19 protein-coding genes are annotated in these 18,826 nt (G+C 72.6%); 15 read left to right on the plus strand and 4 right to left on the minus strand.

Annotated elements, in window-relative coordinates:
• The first annotated feature begins 31 nt into the window (after window positions 1–31).
• Window positions 32–1,111 carry a crosslink repair DNA glycosylase YcaQ family protein gene (locus AB0B76_RS07945; RefSeq protein ID WP_360371175.1) on the plus strand — a complete coding sequence of 360 codons (1,080 nt, stop codon included), beginning with the start codon at window positions 32–34 and terminating at the stop codon, window positions 1,109–1,111.
• 2 nt (window positions 1,112–1,113) lie between these two features.
• Here the strand turns inward: AB0B76_RS07945 and nth are convergent, their stop codons facing one another.
• The 3 genes from nth to AB0B76_RS07960 form a co-directional block, all read right to left on the minus strand.
• Window positions 1,114–1,809 (minus strand): endonuclease III, encoded by a 696-nt coding sequence (gene nth / locus AB0B76_RS07950; RefSeq protein WP_360371178.1) that lies wholly within the window; start codon window positions 1,807–1,809, stop codon window positions 1,114–1,116.
• Window positions 1,810–1,881: 72 nt separating this feature from the next.
• Window positions 1,882–2,871, minus strand: coding sequence for a malate dehydrogenase (locus tag AB0B76_RS07955; protein ID WP_360371181.1), 990 nt, complete (start codon window positions 2,869–2,871; stop codon window positions 1,882–1,884).
• Window positions 2,872–2,940: 69 nt separating this feature from the next.
• Window positions 2,941–3,729 carry a methyltransferase domain-containing protein gene (locus tag AB0B76_RS07960; protein WP_360371184.1) on the minus strand — a complete coding sequence of 263 codons (789 nt, stop codon included), beginning with the start codon at window positions 3,727–3,729 and terminating at the stop codon, window positions 2,941–2,943.
• Window positions 3,730–3,764: 35 nt separating this feature from the next.
• Here AB0B76_RS07960 and AB0B76_RS07965 point away from each other — a divergent pair, with 35 nt between their 5' ends.
• The 9 genes from AB0B76_RS07965 (at window position 3,765) to ppgK (ending at window position 11,359) form a co-directional block, all read left to right on the plus strand.
• Complete coding sequence (locus AB0B76_RS07965) at window positions 3,765–4,010, plus strand: hypothetical protein (protein ID WP_360371188.1); 246 nt, start codon at window positions 3,765–3,767, stop codon at window positions 4,008–4,010.
• 167 nt (window positions 4,011–4,177) lie between these two features.
• Window positions 4,178–5,035 carry an STAS domain-containing protein gene (locus AB0B76_RS07970; RefSeq protein WP_360371191.1) on the plus strand — a complete coding sequence of 286 codons (858 nt, stop codon included), beginning with the start codon at window positions 4,178–4,180 and terminating at the stop codon, window positions 5,033–5,035.
• The gene (locus AB0B76_RS07975) at window positions 5,035–5,436 is read left to right on the plus strand and encodes an STAS domain-containing protein (protein ID WP_360371194.1); all 402 of its coding nucleotides are present in this window, start codon (window positions 5,035–5,037) and stop codon (window positions 5,434–5,436) included. Before AB0B76_RS07970 ends, AB0B76_RS07975 begins: the two co-directional genes overlap by 1 nt.
• Complete coding sequence (locus AB0B76_RS07980; protein WP_360371197.1) at window positions 5,429–5,848, plus strand: ATP-binding protein; 420 nt, start codon at window positions 5,429–5,431, stop codon at window positions 5,846–5,848. Before AB0B76_RS07975 ends, AB0B76_RS07980 begins: the two co-directional genes overlap by 8 nt.
• Window positions 5,845–6,867 (plus strand): ATP-binding protein, encoded by a 1,023-nt coding sequence (locus tag AB0B76_RS07985; protein WP_360371200.1) that lies wholly within the window; start codon window positions 5,845–5,847, stop codon window positions 6,865–6,867. Before AB0B76_RS07980 ends, AB0B76_RS07985 begins: the two co-directional genes overlap by 4 nt.
• Window positions 6,868–6,904: 37 nt before the next feature.
• Window positions 6,905–8,611, plus strand: a complete 1,707-nt coding sequence (locus tag AB0B76_RS07990; RefSeq protein ID WP_360371203.1) for an ATP-binding protein — start codon at window positions 6,905–6,907, stop codon at window positions 8,609–8,611.
• Complete coding sequence (locus AB0B76_RS07995; protein WP_360371206.1) at window positions 8,608–10,185, plus strand: fused response regulator/phosphatase; 1,578 nt, start codon at window positions 8,608–8,610, stop codon at window positions 10,183–10,185. Before AB0B76_RS07990 ends, AB0B76_RS07995 begins: the two co-directional genes overlap by 4 nt.
• 64 nt (window positions 10,186–10,249) lie before the next feature.
• The gene (locus AB0B76_RS08000; RefSeq protein WP_360371209.1) at window positions 10,250–10,510 is read left to right on the plus strand and encodes a Prokaryotic metallothionein; all 261 of its coding nucleotides are present in this window, start codon (window positions 10,250–10,252) and stop codon (window positions 10,508–10,510) included.
• 87 nt (window positions 10,511–10,597) lie between these two features.
• Complete coding sequence (gene ppgK / locus AB0B76_RS08005; protein ID WP_360371212.1) at window positions 10,598–11,359, plus strand: polyphosphate--glucose phosphotransferase; 762 nt, start codon at window positions 10,598–10,600, stop codon at window positions 11,357–11,359.
• Here ppgK and AB0B76_RS08010 read toward each other — a convergent pair.
• Complete coding sequence (locus AB0B76_RS08010) at window positions 11,327–11,842, minus strand: hypothetical protein (protein ID WP_360371215.1); 516 nt, start codon at window positions 11,840–11,842, stop codon at window positions 11,327–11,329. The genes ppgK and AB0B76_RS08010 overlap by 33 nt on opposite strands.
• A gap of 132 nt (window positions 11,843–11,974) precedes the next feature.
• On the opposite strand from AB0B76_RS08010, the gene AB0B76_RS08015 reads away from it, so the two are divergent.
• The 5 genes from AB0B76_RS08015 to AB0B76_RS08035 all read left to right on the plus strand — a co-directional run bounded on the left by AB0B76_RS08015 (window position 11,975) and on the right by AB0B76_RS08035 (window position 18,826).
• The gene (locus AB0B76_RS08015; RefSeq protein ID WP_360371218.1) at window positions 11,975–13,546 is read left to right on the plus strand and encodes a serine/threonine-protein kinase; all 1,572 of its coding nucleotides are present in this window, start codon (window positions 11,975–11,977) and stop codon (window positions 13,544–13,546) included.
• Window positions 13,547–13,806: 260 nt separating this feature from the next.
• The gene (locus AB0B76_RS08020; RefSeq protein WP_360371221.1) at window positions 13,807–14,826 is read left to right on the plus strand and encodes a LacI family DNA-binding transcriptional regulator; all 1,020 of its coding nucleotides are present in this window, start codon (window positions 13,807–13,809) and stop codon (window positions 14,824–14,826) included.
• A gap of 137 nt (window positions 14,827–14,963) precedes the next feature.
• On the plus strand, window positions 14,964–16,619 hold the full coding sequence (locus AB0B76_RS08025) for an ABC transporter substrate-binding protein (RefSeq protein ID WP_360371660.1): 1,656 nt from the start codon (window positions 14,964–14,966) through the stop codon (window positions 16,617–16,619).
• A 102-nt stretch (window positions 16,620–16,721) separates the two neighbouring features.
• Complete coding sequence (locus tag AB0B76_RS08030) at window positions 16,722–17,849, plus strand: ABC transporter ATP-binding protein (RefSeq protein WP_360371224.1); 1,128 nt, start codon at window positions 16,722–16,724, stop codon at window positions 17,847–17,849.
• The gene (locus AB0B76_RS08035; protein ID WP_360371227.1) at window positions 17,846–18,826 is read left to right on the plus strand and encodes an ABC transporter permease; all 981 of its coding nucleotides are present in this window, start codon (window positions 17,846–17,848) and stop codon (window positions 18,824–18,826) included. Before AB0B76_RS08030 ends, AB0B76_RS08035 begins: the two co-directional genes overlap by 4 nt.

Genomic DNA, 18,826 nt, shown 5'->3' on the forward strand with positions numbered 1-18,826 from the left:
GTGGAGAGGTCGCCTTCGGTACCGTGGCGCCGTGACGCTCTCGTTGACCTGGGACTCCGTGCTCGCGTGGCGGTGCCGCCGGCAGTGGCTCCACCGGCCCGCCGAGGCCGCCGACCCGGTCGCCGTGGTCGAGCGGCTGGCCGGGGTACAGGCGCAGGTCACGTCGGCCGCGGAGCAGGCCGTCGCGGCCCGGCAGGCCGAGCCCGACCCGGCGTCGGTGCGGGCGGCCGTCGCGGCGAAGCGGCTCGTCAAGACGTGGGCGGCGCGCGGGACCCTGCACCTGCTCGAGGCGCGCCAGGCCCCCGCGCACCTGGCGTTGCTCGCGGCCGCGCGCACGTGGGAGAAGGGGGCGTGGCAGAAGACGTTCGTGACCGTGGCGCAGCTGGAGCGGATGGCCGCGGCCGCGTACGAGGCGCTCGACGGCCGGGTGCTCACCCGCGAACAGCTGACGGCGGCGATCGTCGAGCACGCCGGCGACCCGTCGCTCGCCGCGCACATCGGGTCGGGCTGGGGCGCGGTGCTCAAGCCGCTCGCGTGGCAGGGGCTGCTCGTCTACGGGCCGAACAGCGACGACGAGAACCGGGTGACCTTCACGCGGCCGGACACCTTCGTGCCGGGCTGGACGGGGCTGCCCGATCCGGGCGCGGCGGCGCGGGTGGTGGTGCCGGCGTACCTCGGGGCGTACGGGCCGGCCTCGCCCGCGACGTTCGACCAGTGGCTGTGCCGCGGGGCGTCGAAGAAGGCGGCGCTGCGGCAGTGGTTCCGGGACCTGCTCGACGACGGGGTGATCGCCGAGGTCGAGGTCGAGGGGGAGCGGCTCTTCGCCCGCGCCGACGATCTCGGGTCGCTCGCCGATGTCGCGGACTTCGCGGAGGTACGGCTGCTGCCCGCCTTCGACCAGTTCGTCCTCGGCCCCGGTACCGCCGACGCCCGGGTGGTGCCGCCGGAGCGACGGGCCGAGGTCAGCCGCGCGGCCGGGTGGATCTCGCCGGTCGTCGCCTTCCGCGGCCGGGTCGCGGGCGTCTGGGACGGCGACGGGGTGACCCTGTTCGACGACGGCGTCCCGGCGGCGGGCATCGCGGCGGAGCGACGCCGCATCGCCGCCAGGTAGAGCTACTTGAGCAGGGCGCGCGCCTTCTCGGGGTCCTGCTCGCCCAGCGCCGACGACGGGCACTCCGCGGCCAGCGGGCAGGCGCCGCACGCCGGCTTGCGCGAGTGGCAGGTGCGCCGGCCGTGCAGGATCAGCAGCTGGTTGACCGCGACCCAGTCCTTCTTGTCGTACCGGGCCTGGATCGCCGCCTCGGCCGCGGCCACGTCCTTCTCCGGCGCCCAGCCCAGGCGGTGGGCGACCCGGCCCACGTGCGTGTCGACCGAGATCGCGGGGACGCCGAACGCGTTGCCCAGGACCATGTTCGCGGTCTTGCGCCCGACCCACGGCAGCGCGACGAGCTCGTCGAGGCTCTCGGGCACCTCGCCGTCGTGGCGTTCGACCAGGACCGCGGCGAGCTTGATGACGTTGCGGGTCTTCTGCCGGTAGTACCCGACCGGCACGAGGATCTGCTCCATCTCCTCCTGCTCGGCGGCGGCCAGGTCGGCGGCGGCCGGGTAGCGCTCGAACAGCACGGGCGTCACCGCGTTGACGCGCTCGTCCAGGGTCTGGGCGGCCAGGGTCGCCGCGACCAGCAGCTGCAGCGGCGAGGCGAAGTCGAGCTCGAGGCGGTGGTCGGGGTAGCGGGCGAGCAGGAGCTTGAGGATCCGCCGCGCCCGCCGGGTCTCCGCGATGGGCAGGGCCGTGGTCGCCGAAGTCACCGTCGAAGCCTACTGCGTGAACGCCGGTGGGGACGGCCCCGAAGGAACCGTCCCCACCGTTGGTGGTAAAGGTCAGATGAGCCCGAGGCGCTCGACCGCCTGACGCTCCTCCTCCAGCTCCGCCACCGACGCGTCGATGCGGGCGCGGGAGAACGCGTCGATGTCCAGGCCCTGGACGATCTCCCACCGGCCGCCCGAGGAGGTGACCGGGAAGGAGGAGATCAGGCCGGCGGGTACGCCGTAGGAGCCGTCGGACACGATCGCGGCCGAGGTCCAGTCGCCCGCGGCGGTGCCGTTGACCCAGTCGTGGACGTGGTCGATCGCGGCCGAGGCGGCCGACGCGGCCGAGGAGGCGCCGCGGACCTCGATGATCTCGGCGCCGCGCTTGGCCACGCGCGGGATGAACTCGTTCTCCAGCCACTGCTGGTCGCCGACCGTCTCGGCGGCGTTGCGGCCGGAGACCTCGGCGTGGAAGAGGTCCGGGTACTGCGTGGCGGAGTGGTTGCCCCAGATGGTGACCTTGCGGATCTCCGTGACCGGCACGGAGAGCTTGCGGGACAGCTGGGAGATCGCGCGGTTGTGGTCGAGGCGGGTCATCGCGGTGAAGCGCTCGCCCGGCACGTCCGGGGCGTGGCGCTGGGCGATGAGGGCGTTGGTGTTGGCCGGGTTGCCCACGACGAGGACCTTGATGTCGTCGGCCGCGCCCGCGTTGATCGCCTCGCCCTGCGGCTTGAAGATGCCGCCGTTGGCCTCGAGCAGGTCGCCGCGCTCCATGCCCTTCGTGCGCGGGCGGGCGCCGACGAGCAGGGCCACGTTGGTGCCGGAGAAGGCGCCCTTCGGGTCGTCGAACACGTCGACGCCGGCGAGCAGCGGGAACGCGCCGTCCTCCAGCTCCAGGGCCGTGCCCTCGGCGGCGCGCACGGCCTGCGGGATCTCCAGCAGCCGCAGCTTGACCCGCGTGTTCGCGCCGAGCAGCTGCCCGGAGGCGATGCGGAACAGCAGCGCGTAGCCGATCTGGCCGGCCGCGCCGGTCACGGTGACGTTGACGGACGAGTCGCTCATGAGAAGTCTCCTGGCAGCAACGGCGGGTGTGCTTCTGCCCTCAAACTATCCTTGTCGCCGAATGGCCGTTCACCTTCCGGCCACTCCGTGTGGCTTACGGCACTCGATCAGGTACCGCGTCGTCGTCGCGCTGAACGAACCCTCCCGCCCGATCACCTCGTGCATCTCCTCCAGGCGGCGGCGGTACCCCGCGATGGTGAAGCCCGGCACGATCCAGATCACCTTGCGCAGGTACACCGCGACCGCCGCCACGTCGAGGAACTCCAGGCGCAGCGTCGCCTCGCGGACGTCGACGACCTCGAGGCCGGCCGCGGCCGCCCCGGCGCGGGCCCGGGCCACGCTGCGCCCGTCGCCGACCGGCTGCGGGCCCATCATGAAGTCGGTGACCCGCGCCGCGGTACCGACGCCGACGTGCTGGGCGAGGTACGTGCCGCCCGGGGCCAGCACCCGCCCGATCTCCGGCCAGCCGACGACGGTCGGGTGCCGGCTGCTCACCAGGTCGAAGGCGCCGTCGGCGAAGGGCAGCGGCGCGTCGTCGGCGACCAGTTCGACCTGTGCCCCGAAGGGCGCGAGGGCGGCGCGGGCGAGGGCGGCGTTGGGCGGCCACGACTCGGTCGCCGCCACCGCGGAAGGGCAGGCGGCGACGGTACCCGCTGAAGAGAGGGCCTCGCGGAAGACCTCACCGCCACCGGTCTGCACGTCCAGGGCGGCCGCGGCGGTGCGCAGGCGCTCGCCGAGGAGCCGCGCGTAGCCCCACGGCGGCCGCTCCTCGGTGGCGCGCCCGTCGAACCACGCGAAGTCCCACCCGTCGACCGGCGCCGCTTCCGCCTCGTCGAGCAGGTCAGCAAGGTTGTTCATGGTTGTACCCTCCGTTGCCGGGGCATCACCCAGGCATGACGATCATTCCGCAGAACGCGCCGCTGTGGCTCGCCACCACGGCCGAGAACGAGATCCACGCCGGCCGGGTGATCGGCTGGCAGACCGAGCACGTACAGCCGGTGCCGCTGGTGGCGTGGACGGACGAGACCGGTCAGCTGTCCCGGGTCGGGCACCCGGTCAGCCCCGTGGTGCGGCTGGGCGACACCCGCGGCGAGGCGATCGAGTCTGCCCACCGGGAGTCCCGGCTCGCAACGCTATAAAGCGGTCCTGATCGAGGTCTGAACACCTAGGTTCCTAGGATGCTAAAGGCACTGTGCGCCCCTGTGGAAATTTGTTCTGCGGCAAAGAGGTGTCCGCGTTCGCCCGGGTGAGCCGTGGGCGGTACCGTCCTCTCCGAATCACGAAACGACGTTTGGGGAGTGGACCGGTGAAGGTGAACGCCGAGGCGAGGCAGCGGCTCAGTGCGCTCCTGCGGGCGCGCGAGAACGACGTCCTGCAGCGCTGGGCGGAGATCGCGGCCCGGTCGCTGCGGGGCCGGCTCACCGAGGCCGAGCTGGTCCGGCAGGTCCGTGAGGTGTACGTCGCGCTGATGGGCATGCTCGAGGGCGCGGGCGACGGCGAGCTCGCCGGGGCCGGCTCCAGCGAGTCCCGGGCGGCGCTCGGGGAGCTCTCGCGGTCGTGGGCGCGGCAGGGCTTCACCCCGACCGAGACGGCGAACCTGGTGTTCACCATCAAGGAGGTCATGCTCGACCTGTCGGAGTCCGGCGAGACCGACCAGGTGCCGGCCGACTTCCTGGTGCTGTCGCTGCTCGTGGACGAGATGGGCCTGTACACGTTCGACACCTACACCAAGGCCCGCGAGTCCATCATCGCGGACCAGACCGAGCAGCTGCTGGAGCTCTCCACGCCGGTGGTGAAGCTGTGGGACGGCGTGGTGGCGGTACCGCTGGTCGGCACCCTGGACTCGGCCCGCGCCCAGGTCGTCATGGAGAAGCTGCTGCAGACGCTCGTCGACACCGGATCGGCCTACGCGATCGTCGACATCACCGGGGTGCCGGCGGTGGACACCCAGGTCGCGCAGCACATCCTCAAGACCGTGGTGGCGGCGCGGCTCATGGGCGCGGAGTGCATCATCTCGGGCATCCGGCCGCAGATCGCCCAGACGGTGGTCGCGCTGGGCATCGAGTTCGGTGACATCGCGACCAAGGCGAGCCTCGCCGACGCGCTCGTGCACGCGCTGCGGGCCAGCGGTGTGGAGTTCAGCAAGCGGAACCGGTCGCTCTGATGGACCGGGTGCCCGTTCTGAAGATCGGCGACATCCTGCTCGTGTCGATCCAGATCGATCTCGACGACCAGACCGCCCTGCAGCTGCAGGAGGACCTGTCGGACCGGATCGTGGAGACGGGCGCGCACGGCGTGGTGATCGACATCTCGGCGCTGGAGATCGTCGACTCGTTCATCGGCCGGATGCTGTCGACGATCGCGGCGGTGTCGCGGGTGCTCGACGCGGAGACGGTCGTGGTCGGGATGCGGCCGGCGGTCGCGATCACGCTGGTGGAGCTGGGCCTGTCGCTCAACGGCGTGCGGACCGCGCTCAACGTCGACAAGGCCCTGGGGATCCTGGCCGCGGCCCGGCGCATCCGGGGCGTCGGCTTGCTCGCCGCGGCCGAGGACGACGGTGCCTGACTTCACGCCCGGGCAGGAGCCGCTGCGGCTGGACATCGGCGACGACAAGGACGTCGTGCGGGTCCGCCAGGCGGTGCGTGTCGCGGCGGTCGAGGCCAAGCTGCCGCTGGTGGACCAGACGAAGCTGGTGACCGCGGCCAGCGAGCTCGCGCGCAACACGCTCATCCACGGCGGGGGCGGGTTCGCGACGATCGCCGGGGTGCACAACGGCCGGCGGGCCGGGGTGCGGGCCGAGTTCGTCGACACCGGGCCGGGGATCGCCGACCTGGGGCTGGCGTTCACGGACGGGTACACCACCGGCAGCGGGCTGGGCCTGGGCCTGTCGGGCTCGCGGCGCCTGGTCGACGAGTTCGAGATCGACTCCACGCCCGGCAGCGGCACGCGAATCTCGGTGACGAAGTGGGCTCGGTGACGGTACCGCCGACGGTTGAGGAACTTGGCTGGCTCGCGGTCGACGAGCCGGGGGCGGCGGGGATCGCCCGCAGGGTCGCGGTCGACTGCGCCCACCGGCTCGGGTTCAGCGAGCAGCGGGCCGGCGAGGTGGCGATCGTCGCCGCCGAGCTGGCGTCCAACCTGCACCGGCACGCCGACGGGGGCGCGCTGTCGGTGCGGTGCCTGCGCCGCGGGACCACGGGCGGGGTCGAGCTCGTCGCGGTCGACGCGGGGCCGGGCATGCGGGACCTGCCGTTCAGCTCGGTGGACGGCCATTCGACCGCCGGTACCCTCGGCATCGGCCTCGGCGCGGTCCGGCGGCTGTCGGACCGGGCGGCCGGCTACTCGCTGCCGGGGCGGGGCACGGTGCTCATCGCGCAGCTGTGGCCCGGGGACCGGCGGCGGGCGGAGCCGTCGCGGGTGGCGGGGCTGTCCCGGCCGATCACCGGGGAGAAGGTGTGCGGGGACCGGTACGCGGCCCGCCGCTCGAACGCCGGGGCGCTGCTGGTGCTGGTCGCGGACGGGCTCGGGCACGGGACGCTGGCCGCGGCGGCCGCGGCGGCGGTCACCGACGGGTTCCTGGCCTCGGAGGTCGAGGCGCCGGGGGCGATCCTGGAGCAGCTGCACCGCACGGTGTCGCACACGCGCGGGGCGGCGGTGTCGGTGGCCCGGATCGCCGGCGGGTCGGTGGTGTTCGCGGGGCTGGGCAATGTCGCGGGGACGATCGCGTTTCCGGACGGGGACCGGCGGGGCATGGTGAGCATGCCGGGCATCGTGGGGCATCAGGCCCGTACGGTCCGGGAGTTCAGCTACGAACTGCCGCCGGAGGGGATCGTGGTGCTGCACTCCGACGGGGTGTCGGACCGGTGGAGCCTGCGCGACTACCCCGGGCTGGTGCGGCAGGAGCCGCTGCTGGTCGCGGCGACGCTGCTGCGCGACGCCGGGGTGCGCCGCGACGACGCGTGCGTGGCCGTGGCCCTGGGCGGGGAACCGGCGTGACCGGCGTGGCCGGCGCGCGTGGCCCGGAGGTGCCGGCGTGACCGGGGAGCCGGTGCCGGTGCTGCGGATGCTGCTCCGTGAGGAGCACGACGTGTTCGTGCTGCGCCAGCGGGGCCGGGAGGTGGCGGCGGCACTGGGCATGGAGCAGCAGGACCAGGTGCGGGTGGCCACCGCCCTGAGCGAGGTCGGCCGGGAGGTCCCCCGCGCCGAGGTGACGTTCGCGGCGGCCACGGAGCCGTATCCCCACCTCGTCATTGTTCTTTCGTCAGCGGCCGTGGGTAACCACATGCTCGAGGGAGTCCGGGCGGCCGGGCGGCTGATGGATGAGGTGCGGGTGGAGGACGAACGGATCGTGCTGACGCGGCGGCTGCCCGCGCAGGTCGACCCGGAGCGGCTCGAACAGGCGCGCGAGGAGCTCGCCGCGAGCATGCCCACGACGGCGCTGGACGAGCTGAGCGTGCAGAACCGGCAGCTGGTCACGGCGCTGGAGCAGGTGCAGGCGCACCGGGACGAGCTGCTGCAGCTCAACGCCGAGCTGGAGGAGACGAACAAGGGCGTCATGGCCCTGTACACGCAGCTGTCGGAGGAGCTCGAGCAGACCAACCAGGGCGTGGTCGCGCTGTACGCGGAGCTGGACGAGCGCTCGGCGCAGCTGCGGGACGCCAACGAGGCCAAGAGCCGGTTCCTGGCCAACGTGTCGCATGAGCTGCGGGCGCCGGTGACGGCGATCATCGGGCTGACCCGGCTGCTGCTGGACCCGCGCTCGGAGTCGCTGACCTCGGAGCAGACCCACCAGCTGGAGCTGGTGCAGGGCTCGGCGGCGGATCTGCTGGCCCGGGTCAACGACCTGCTGGACCTGGCCAAGGCCGAGTCGGGGCGGATCGAGCCGAACTGGGGCCCGGTCGACCTGGCGGCGGTGTTCGGGCAGCTGCGCGGGACGCTGCGGCCGCTGGCCCGCCCCGAGGTGGAGCTGGCCGTCGACGAGCCGCCGGCGGCGGGCCTGGTCAGCGACGAGCTGCTGCTGACCCAGATTCTGCGCAACCTGCTCACCAACGCGCTGAAGTTCACCGACCGGGGCACGGTCGGGATGGGGGCGTGGGTCGACGGGGAGCGGCTGTACATCGCGGTGGCCGACACCGGCACCGGGATCCCGTTCGCGGAGCAGTCCCGGGTGTTCGAGGAGTTCCACCAGGTGCGCGGGGCGCTGCAGACCGGCGGGACCGGGCTCGGGCTGCCGTACGCGCGGCGGCTGGCCACGCTGCTGGGCGGGGCGCTGACGATGGTGAGCGAGCCGGGGGAGGGCAGCACGTTCACGCTGTCGCTGCCGCTGCGCCCGGCGGTGCCCGCGGACGGCCACGACGGGGAGGGGCCGCTGCCGCACGTGGACCGGGCGCTGGTGGTCGACGACGACCCGGCCGCCCGGCACCTGCTGCGCCAGCTGCTGGCCGGCATCGCCGACCAGGTCAGCGAGGCCGCGGACGTGCGCTCGGGGCTGGCGATCGCGGTCCGGGAGCGGCCGTCGGTGATCTTCCTGGATCTGCGGATGCCCGGCGGGGACGGCACGCTGCTGCTGGCGGACCTGGCCGCGCTGCCGGAGGTGGCCGGGATTCCGGTGTTCGTGGTGACCGCGGCGGACCTGTCCGGCTTCGGGCCGCACGAGCTGGCGCACGCCCGTTCGGTGGTGACCAAGGAGGATCTGACCCGCCGGACCGTCGTCGACCTCGTCGCGGGGCTGGGCTCGTGACCCCCATCCCGGCGGCCGACATCCTGGTGGTCGACGACAGCCCGTCGAAGCGGTACGTCATCACCAGCTGGCTGCGGCGCGAAGGCCACCGGGTGGTCGAGGCGGCGACCGGCGAGGAGGCCCTGGCGCTGCTGCACGACGGGGCGTCGGGGACCGAGCTGGTGGTGCTCGACGTGCGCCTGCCCGACATCGACGGGTTCGAGGTCGCGGAGCGGATCAAGGAGGACCCGCGCACGGCGGCGGTGCCGGTCATCCACATCTCGGCGACGGCGGTGCACGCCGTGGACCGCACCCAGGGGCTGATGCGGGGCGCGGACGCCTATCTGGCCGAGCCGATCGACCCCGACGAGCTGCTGGCGACGGTGGGGGCGCTGCTGCGGTACTCCCGCGCCCGCCAGCGGGCCGAGCGGCTCGCGGAGCGGCTGACCCGGCTGGTGGAGACGACGGCGGCGATCAACGCGGCCACGACCCTGCCGGAGCTGCTGCGCCTGGCCGCGGTCGGCGCGTCGCGGGTCTTCGGCAGCGCGGCGGCCGTCGCCGCGGCCTCGCCCGAGACCGGGGCGCTCGCGGTGCAGGTGGACGCGGTCGGGGCGGTGCCGGTGGTGCGGGGGGCCTACCGGGAGCACTTCGACGCCGACCCGCTGGGCGGGGCGGCCGGGGCGGAGCTGTTCGGGCAGGACGAGGGGCCGTGGTGGGACGGGCCGGTGTTCCGGGTCGTGGCGCGGGCCAAGGTGGGGCGGGAGCCGCTGCACATCGCGGTGCCGGCGAGCGGGTTCACCGACGACGACCACGACGTGCTGCGCCAGCTCGGCCAGGCGATCTCGCTGGCGGTGGAGGCGCTGCGCTCCTACGACGAGGAGCGGCGTACGGCGCTGACGCTGCAGCAGAGCATGCTGCCGGCGTCGCTGCCGCCGGTGCCGGGCTACGACATCGCGGTGCGGTACCGCCCGGCGAGCGACCACGCGTACGTGGGCGGCGACTTCTACGAGATCGTGGCCGTGGAGGGGCACATCGTGGCGGCGATCGGCGACGTGGCCGGGCACTCGCTGCGCGCGGCGACGATCATGGCGGAGGTGCGGCACGCGCTGCGGGCGTACCTGGCCGAGGACCATGCGCCGGGGCCGACGCTGGAGCGGCTGAACCGGATGATGCTGCGGTTCCTGCCGGAGGAGATCGTGACGATGTGCCTGTTGCGCATCGAGCTCGCGTCGGGGGAGATCCGGATGGCCAACGCCGGGCACCCGCCGCCGCTGCGGGTCGCCGGCGGGCGGGCGACGCCGGTGGAGGGCCGGGTGGCGTTGCTGGGCGTGCCGACCGTCCACGACGCCGAGACGGTGTTCACCCTGGACCCGGGCGAGTCGCTGGTGCTGGTGACCGACGGGCTGATCGAGCGGCGCGGGTCGTCGTTCAACGAGGGCCTGGAGCGGCTGCAGGCGGCGCTGGCGGCGGATCTGGGCGCGGACGGCGGCGACGGCAACCTCGAGGCGGTCTGCGACCGGCTGCTGCTGGGCCTGGGTGACGAGTCCGACGACGACCAGGCGATGCTGGTGATCCGGCGGGGGATTTCTGCCTGAACCGGTTGCGCCGGGCCGCCGGCGCGGGGACGTTCGGGGGAGACGCATCCAACGGGGGTATGACATGGCCGTCTGTGTGACGTGCGGAAACGACTACTACATGGCGTTCGAGGTGCGCACCGTCGGGGGCGGGACGTACACGTTCGACTCCTTCGAGTGCGCGATCCAGAAGCTGGCGCCGGTGTGCGAGCACTGCGGGACCCGGATCGTGGGCCACGGCGCGGAGGTGTCCGGGCGGTTCTACTGCTGCGCCCATTGCGCCCGTACCGCTGACGCGCCGATCGGTTTCGAGGTGCGCGACGCGGTGGGAGCGTACCCGGGCTGAGCCCGTTCCCCCGGTGATCATCGCACTTCCCCGCCATGATTGGGTTACGCAGGCATTGTGGAGCCCCCGCGCGCGTGAGGAGCAGCTGTGGTCGTCCTGGGAATCGACATTGGCGGATCTGGCATCAAGGGGGCCCCGGTCGACCTGGCCACCGGGGCGTTCACGAGCGACCGGGTCCGCATCGAGACGCCGCAGCCGGCCGACGTGGCCAGCGTGGTGAAGACCGTGGTGGCCGTGGCCGGCTCCTTCGACGCCGCGCAGAGCATCGGGATCACCTTTCCGGCGGTGGTGCAGCACGGGGTCACCAAGACCGCGGCGAACGTGGACCAGTCGTGGGTCGACGCGCCCGCCGAGCGGCTGTTCTCCGAGGCCCTCGGCCGGCCGGTGACGGTGCTGAACGACGCCGACGCGGCCGGGGTGGCGGAGCTGGAGTACGGGGCGGGCCGGGGCGTGCCCGGGCTCGTCGTGATGGTCACGTTCGGCACCGGGATCGGCACGGCGCTGTTCATCGACGGCAAGCTGGTCCCGAACACCGAGTTCGGGCACCTGCAGATGAGCGGGCTGCACCTGCACGGCGGCGACGCGGAGGACTACGCGTCGGACCGCATCCGGGAGGCGGAGGAGCTCGCGTGGCCGCACTGGGCCGAGCGGGTCCAGACGTACCTGCGGCACCTGCACGCCCTGCTGTGGCCGGACCTCATCATCGTCGGCGGTGGCGTGAGCAAGAAGGCGGACCGGTGGCTGCACCTCGTCGACGTGCCGACGAAGGTGGTCCCGGCGACCCTGCAGAACAACGCGGGGATCGCGGGCGCGGCGCTACTGGCCGCCCGCAACGCCGGCGTCGCCTGAGCTGCGGTCCGCCCGCACGGCGCCGGTGGTGGCGGTTGCCTCCCGGACGGCCAGGGTCGCCGCAGCGACGCTGCCGGCGCTGAGGATGGCGAGGGTGCACCAGCGCCAGGTGGCCTCCCAGGGGCCGCGGTCGTGGTCGACGGTGGTGCGCAGCAGCGGTTCGCCGTCGCGGCGCACCCAGCCCGCGACGAGCTCGCCCGGCCGTTCGGGCAGCTCCGCGGCGACCTCGGCGAGGCCGTAGCGGCCGTCGTCGGAGAGGAACGGGCCGGTGGTGTGCCAGGTGCCGTCGCGCCGCTCGGTGTGCCGGACGGTCATCGTGCCGTGCAGGCCGTCGGCGTACGCGGCCTCGTTGAGCTGGTGGCGCCAGGCGAGGAAGAACGGCGCGGTGAGCGCGGCGGTGACGAGCAGCCCGGCGGCAAGGACCAGGACGCCGGTGAGCAGGCCGGCCAGTCCGGCCCTGGCGGCGTACACCAGGCCCCGCACGCATGCATGGTAGTCGCTACTTCTGGTTCAGGATGTCGTAGCTGGTGGCCGGGGTAATGGGTAGTATATCGGGTGATTCTGGGCATCTGGCCGATTTCCGGCCGGGTGCGCGGGTGAGGCACCATTGCGGGCATGGGGGACTCGCCCGCGCCGCTGCGTGCCGGTGACCCGGCGTCGGTCGGGTCGTACCGGCTGCGCGGGCTGCTGGGCGTCGGCGGGATGGGCACCGTGTACCTGGCCGAGGGGCCCGACGGCCGGAAGGTCGCGCTCAAGGTCATCAACGCGGCGTTCTACCACGACCCGATGTTCCGGCACCGGTTCGCGGCCGAGGCCGCCGCGGCGTCGCGGGTCGCCGGCTTCTGCACGGCGCGGGTCCTCGACGTGGCCCTCGACGGGGCCGTGCCGCACCTGGTGACCGAGTACGTCGCGGGGCCGTCGCTGCACGACTACGCCACCGCCCACGGGCCCCTCGCCGGGCAGGTCGAGGCGGTCGCGGTCGGGGTGGTGGCGGCGCTGACCGCGATCCACGCCGTCGGGCTCGTGCACGCCGACCTGAGCCCGCGCAACGTGCTGCTCTCGCCGTTCGGGCCGAAGGTCATCGACTTCGGGGTGGCGCGGCTGCTCGGGCAGACCGCCGCGCACGGGCCCGCCTTCGGCACCCCCGGCTGGCTGGCCCCGGAGCAGGTGCGCGGATGGCCACCGTCGCAGGCCTCCGATGTGTACGCGTGGGGCCTGCTCGTCGCCTGGGCCGGGACCGGGCGCATGCCCGTGGGCGCCGACCCCGGCGCCGAGCCGGACCTCGCCGGGCTCGACGCGGGCCTGGCCAAGGTGGTTCGGCAGGCCCTCAAGGCCGATCCCGCCGCGCGCCCCACGGCGCGGCAGGTGCTGCTCGCGCTCGTCGGGCAGGACGACCCGGCCGCGGCGCAGGTGGCCGCGACCGTACGCGCGTCCGGCGCGGCGCGGCCCCGGCCGTCGTCGCGGACGGCCACGTTCGCCAAGGGCGCCGCGGCGGTGTCGCCGCCGACGAAGCCGGTCCCGGCGGCGCCGGGCGGCTCCGCGGCGCCGGGCGGCTCGGGGACCCGGCTCGACCCGGCCGGTGGGCGCTGGTCGCCGCCGCTGCCGCCGCCCCCTCCGCCGCCGCGCCGGCGGCCGCGCCGGGCCGGGCGCGGCATCGGCGCCGTGGTCGCGCTCGTGGCCCTGCTCGCGTGCCTGCTCGGCGGGCTGAAGCTGGCCGAGTCGGCGGGCAAGGGCGGCGGGGCGGACGCCCAGCCGGGGCAGCCGGCGAAGTCGCCGACGCCCTCGCCGACGCCGAAGCGCTCCCCGGTCGCCTCCGACGGCAAGATGCGCTTCACCCTGGCGAAGTTCGAGTGCGGCAAGAAGGAGCTCGGGGACTGGCCGCTGACCCGCAAGCCCGCCGGGCAGTACTGCCTGGCCGCGCTCAAGGTGGAGAACACCAGCGACAGCAAGGGCCGGATCTGGGTCGGCAACCAGAAGCTGCGCGACGGCGACGGCAAGGAGTACGGGCCTGACGAGTTCTCGTGGGTGTACTACGAGCCGTCGCGGCCGCTGTTCGGCGAGATCGCGCCCGGCGACGCGGTGACCGGCACGCTCGTCTTCGACGTGCCCGACGGGGTCACGTTCACGGAGCTGCGGGTCAAGTCGGGGCTCGTGGGCGGCGACAGCAGCGCGATCAAACTCCGCTGAGAACGTGAGAGCGCTCCATGGGAGCGGTTCCGAGCGGGCGGTGCCGGGATTGCCGTGCGCCCGCGTTCGCATCGACGGTGGTCCCGAGCAAACACCATGAGCAGCCGCTTGGCAAGGGTTGCCGGCTCGTGAACTTTCGTTACCAGCGTGTTATTGACACCACAGTCCGCAATCGGATTTAGTGTGCCGGAACCGGTTGCGGAACCGGTTCCAGAACACGCTCTCTTGCCAGAAAGCGCTCTCACCGGAAGGATCGCGGCGTGCCGATCACCATCGCCGATGTCGCGGCGCGGGCGGGGGTCAGCAAGACCACCGTCTCGCGGGTGCTCAACGGCAAAGGAGAGGTCGACGAGGCGACCGCGGCACGGGTACGCACGGTCATCGACGAGCTGGGCTACGTGCCCAGCGCGCGGGCGGTCAACCTGGCCCGGGGTCACACCCGGGTGATCGGGATGCTCGTCCCGTCGCTGACGTGGCCGTGGATGGGTGAGGTCGTGCAGGGCGCGGTCGACGTCGTGGAGTCGGAGGGGTACGGGTTGCTGCTGTTCACGTGCAACCGCGGCGCCGAGTCCATGCGGCAGTTCTCCGCCCAGGTGTCCGGCAAGTCCTTCGACGGGCTGCTGGCCATCGAGCCCGAGGGCACCCTGGACTACCTCGCCGACCTGTACGCGGGCGGCCTGCCGGTGGTCCTCATCGACGACCGCGGCGACAAGCCGCTCATGCCGTCGGTGGCCACCACCAACCGGGCCGGCGGCTCGCTCGCCGCCCGGCACCTCGTCGAGATCGGCCGGCGGCGCCCCCTCGTCATCACCGGCTCCGAGAAGTTCGGCTGCACGCAGGACCGCCTCGGCGGCTTCGCCGACGTCTTCGCCGCGGCCGGCGCCCCGATCGACCCCCGCCTCGTCGTGGAGGGGGACTTCACCTACGAGTGCGGCATGGTGTCGATCCAGCGGGCCCTCGCCGAGGGCCTCGAGTTCGACGCCGTGTTCGCGCACAACGACCTGTCGGCCTCCGGCGCCCTCCAGGCGCTGCGGATGGCCGGCAAGGCCGTGCCGCAGGACGTCGCCCTGGTCGGCTTCGACGACATCCTGCACGCGGCCCACACCGAGCCGCCGCTGACCACCGTCCGCCAGCCCATGCGCCAGATGGGCGAGATGGCGGCCCGGCGGCTCATCGCGCATTTCGACGGCACGCCGTTGACGGCCGAGCCGAACATCCTGTCCACCACGCTCGTCGTGCGCGGGTCCACCGTCGCGGCGCAGCCCGAGCGCACCACCTGACGCCTCAAAGCACCACGGGCGGCACCGCACCTCGAGGCGCCGTCGAGATACCCCGAATGTAACTGTCCGCCCCACCTGTCGATCCAGGTACCAAAGGAGACACCCCCGTGTTGACCAGACGCTCCGTACTGCTCGGCATGGCCGGTCTGCTGGCCACGTCGACCGCCTTGGCCGCGTGCGGCGATTCGCCGAACGACCCGAACAAGGGCAGTGGCGCCAAGACCACGGTCCTGACCGTCGGCATGCCGAACGGCCCGCTGACCGAGAACGAGAACCCGTTCCTGACCACCTCGGCCGGGGCCAAGGACGGCTACCGCTGGGTGATCTACGAGCCGCTCATGATGTGGAACCCGGTCAAGCCGGCGGACCCGATGAAGCCGTGGCTGGCCACCAAGGCCGAGTGGAACAAGGACTACACCTCGGTCAAGGTGAACATCCGCGACAACGCCACCTGGTCCGACGGCGAGAAGGTCACCGCCGACGACGTCGCGTTCACCTACAAGCTGGTGCGTGACAACGAGGCGCTCAACGGCGGCGGTGTGGCGATCGCGGACGCGGTCGCGAGCGGTGCCGACGTGACCATCACGTTCAAGCAGTCGCAGTACGTCAGCCAGCAGAAGGCGATCGCCCAGATCCCGATCGTGCCCAAGCACGTCTGGGAGAAGGTGGCCGACCCGAAGACCGAGGCCAACAAGAACCCGATCGGCTCGGGGCCGTACACGCTGAAGTCCTTCACCCCGCAGACCACGACCCTCACGGCCCGCGACAAGGGCTACTGGCAGGCGCTGCCGCAGGTCAAGGAGCTGCGCTACACGTCCTACACCGACAACAACGCGCAGACCACGGCCCTGGCCAACGGCGAGTGCGAGTGGAGCTTCGTCTTCATCCCCAACGTGAAGACCGTCTTCATCGACAAGGACGCGGCCAGCCACAAGATCTGGGCCCCGCCGGTCCTGGGCATCCACGGCCTGTACATCAACACCACCAAGGCGCCGTTCAACGACCCGAAGCTGCGCGTCGCGATGGGCATGGTCATCAACCGCGACGACATCTTCAACACCGCCGAGGCCGGCTACTTCCACCCGCTGGTCAAGAGCGTGACGGGTCTGCCGTCGCCCGCCGGTGACGCCTACATCTCCGACGAGTACAAGGGCAAGGACTACAAGGTCGACGTCGAGGGCGCCAAGGCGCTGCTCACCGGCGCCGGCTACAAGCTCGACGGCACCACGCTGAAGGACCCGTCCGGCAAGCCGGTCGCCCTGACGCTGAGCGACCCGGCCGGTTGGTCGGACTACCAGACCTCGCTGGAGATCGTGAAGGCCAACCTGGCCCAGATCGGCATCGCGGCCACGATCGACAAGGCCAACCAGGACGCCTGGTTCAAGAACATCGAGGCCGGCCAGTTCGACGCCGCGTTCCGCTGGACCGACGGTGGCTCGACCCCGTACGACATCTACCGCACGGTGATGGACGGCGACCAGCTCAAGCCGATCGGCACCGCGTCCCCGGCCGCGAACTTCGGCCGCTTCAACAGCCCGGAGGCCACGGCCGCCCTGCGCGCCTACGCCGCCGCCACCGACGACGCGGCCCGCAAGACCGCGCTCGCCACGCTGCAGAAGATCTTCGTCGAGCAGGCCCCGATGATCCCGGTCGGTGCCGACAACATCGGCGCGGCGTACAGCGCCAAGAACTGGACGGGCTGGCCGGACGACGCCAACCCGTACGGTGCCGCGCAGCCGACCCAGGCCAACGCCCTGGACGTCATCCTGCACCTCAAGCCGGCCGGCTCCTGACGACCGGATCGTACTGACACCGCTCCCCGGGCGGCCCTTGCGCGGGTCGCCCGGGGAGCGGTATCCCATGACGAGACACCCCCCGAGACAGGACCAACGGCAATGACGTTGAGCGAGAGCCCGGCGGCGCCGGTCGGCGAGGTGGTGCTTGAGGCCGAGGGCCTGACCAAGCATTTCCCCGTCCGGCGGAAGCTGAGCGACATCTTCACCGGCAAGCGGGCGGTCGTCCACGCCGTGGACGACGTGTCCCTCACCCTGCGCCGCGGCAGGGTCACCGCACTGGTCGGCGAGTCCGGCTCCGGCAAGTCCACCGTCGCCCGGCTGTTCGCGCAGCTCTACCCCCGCACCGCCGGCGACCTGCGCCTGCACGGCGAGACGACCCGGGTGCACGGCGGGCGCCGGTTCCGCGAGTACGTCAGCCGGGTGCAGCTCATCTTCCAGGACCCGTTCGGTTCCCTCAACCCGGTGCACACGGTGCGCTACCACCTGACCCGGGCGCTGAAGATCCACGGCAACGCCGGCCGGAACGCCGAGGAGCTCGAGGCGGCCCTCAACGGGCTGCTGACGCGGGTGGCGCTGACCCCGCCCGAGCGCTACATCGACAAGTTCCCGCACGAGCTGTCCGGGGGCCAGCGCCAGCGCGTCGCGATCGCCCGCGCCCTGGGCGCCGACCCGGAGGCCCTGCTCGCCGACGAGCCGGTGTCGATGCTGGACGTGTCGATCCGCCTGGGCATCCTCAACCTGCTGCGCGACCTCAAGGAGCGGCTCAACCTCGCCATCCTGTACATCACGCACGACATCGCCTCGGCGCGGTACTTCGCCGACGAGACGATGGTGATGTACGCCGGGCGCATGGTCGAGGGCGGCGACAGCGAGTCGGTCACGCAGAACCCCGCGCACCCCTACACCCGGCTGCTCATCGAGTCGGCCCCCGACCCGGACCGCATCGCCGGCATCGCCGACGCGACCGCGAAGGACCGTGGCAACGGCGAGCCGCCGAGCCTGATCCGGCCCCCGGCCGGCTGCCGGTTCCACCCGCGCTGCCCGCACGCGATGCCGCGCTGCACCGTCGACCTGCCGCCGCGCCTGGACGTCGGCGGCGAGCCCGGGCACTGGGCCGCCTGCTGGCTCTACGACGCCGACACCGTCGCCAAGGAGGGCGTCGGCTCGGCCGCCGACCCGTCCATCCCCACGCCGCCGGCGCTGCACCTGCCGGAGGAGGCACGATGAAGTTCCTGCTGCAACGCCTCGCCTTCTACCTGTTCACGGCCTGGGCCGCGATCACCATCAACTTCTTCATCCCGCGGATGATCCCCGGCGACCCGATCAGCTCGTTCCTGGCCCGCAACCAGGGCTCGGTGTCATCGGACTCGATCCACTCGCTGGAGGTGCTGTTCGGGCTCGACAAGAAGCAGAGCCTGTGGGAGCAGTACATCGACTACTGGGGCCAGCTGTTCCACGGCGACCTCGGCCTGTCGTTCACGTTCTTCCCGTCGACGGTCAGCGAGGTCATCAAGTCGAGCCTGCCGTGGACGATCGGCCTCGTCGGCGTCACCACGATCCTGAGCTTCGTGATCGGCACGACGCTCGGCATCGGCGCCGGCTGGCGGCGCGGCACCTGGATCGACGGCCTGCTGCCGGCCACGACGTTCCTGTCGTCGGTGCCGTACTTCTGGCTCGGCCTGGTCTTCATCGCCGTCTTCACCGGCAACGGCAGCTACTTCCCGTCCTCCGGCGGCTACACCCCGGGCCTGGTGCCGTACTTCGACGGGACCTTCATCGGCTCGGCCATCAACCACAGCGTCCTGCCGGCGGTCACGATTTTGCTGTCGTCGATGAGCGGCTGGATCCTCGGCATGCGCAACATGATGGTGACGGTGTCGGCCGAGGACTACATCACCGTCGCCCACGCCAAGGGCCTCTCCGAGCGGCGGGTCGCGTTCAGCTACGCCGCCCGCAACGCGCTGCTGCCCAACATCTCGGCGTTCGCGCTGTCGCTGGGCTTCATCGTCGGCGGCACCCTGCTGGTGGAGATCGTCTTCTCCTACCCGGGGGTGGGCTTCCAGCTCTTCCAGGCCGTCGGCGCGCACGACTACCCGCTGATGCAGGGCATCTTCCTGGTCATCACCATCTCGGTGCTGGTCGCCAACCTGCTCGCGGACGTGGCCTACACGCTGCTCGACCCGCGCACCCGAAAGGCCGGCTGA

Source organism: Dactylosporangium sp. NPDC049140, from assembly GCF_040648435.1.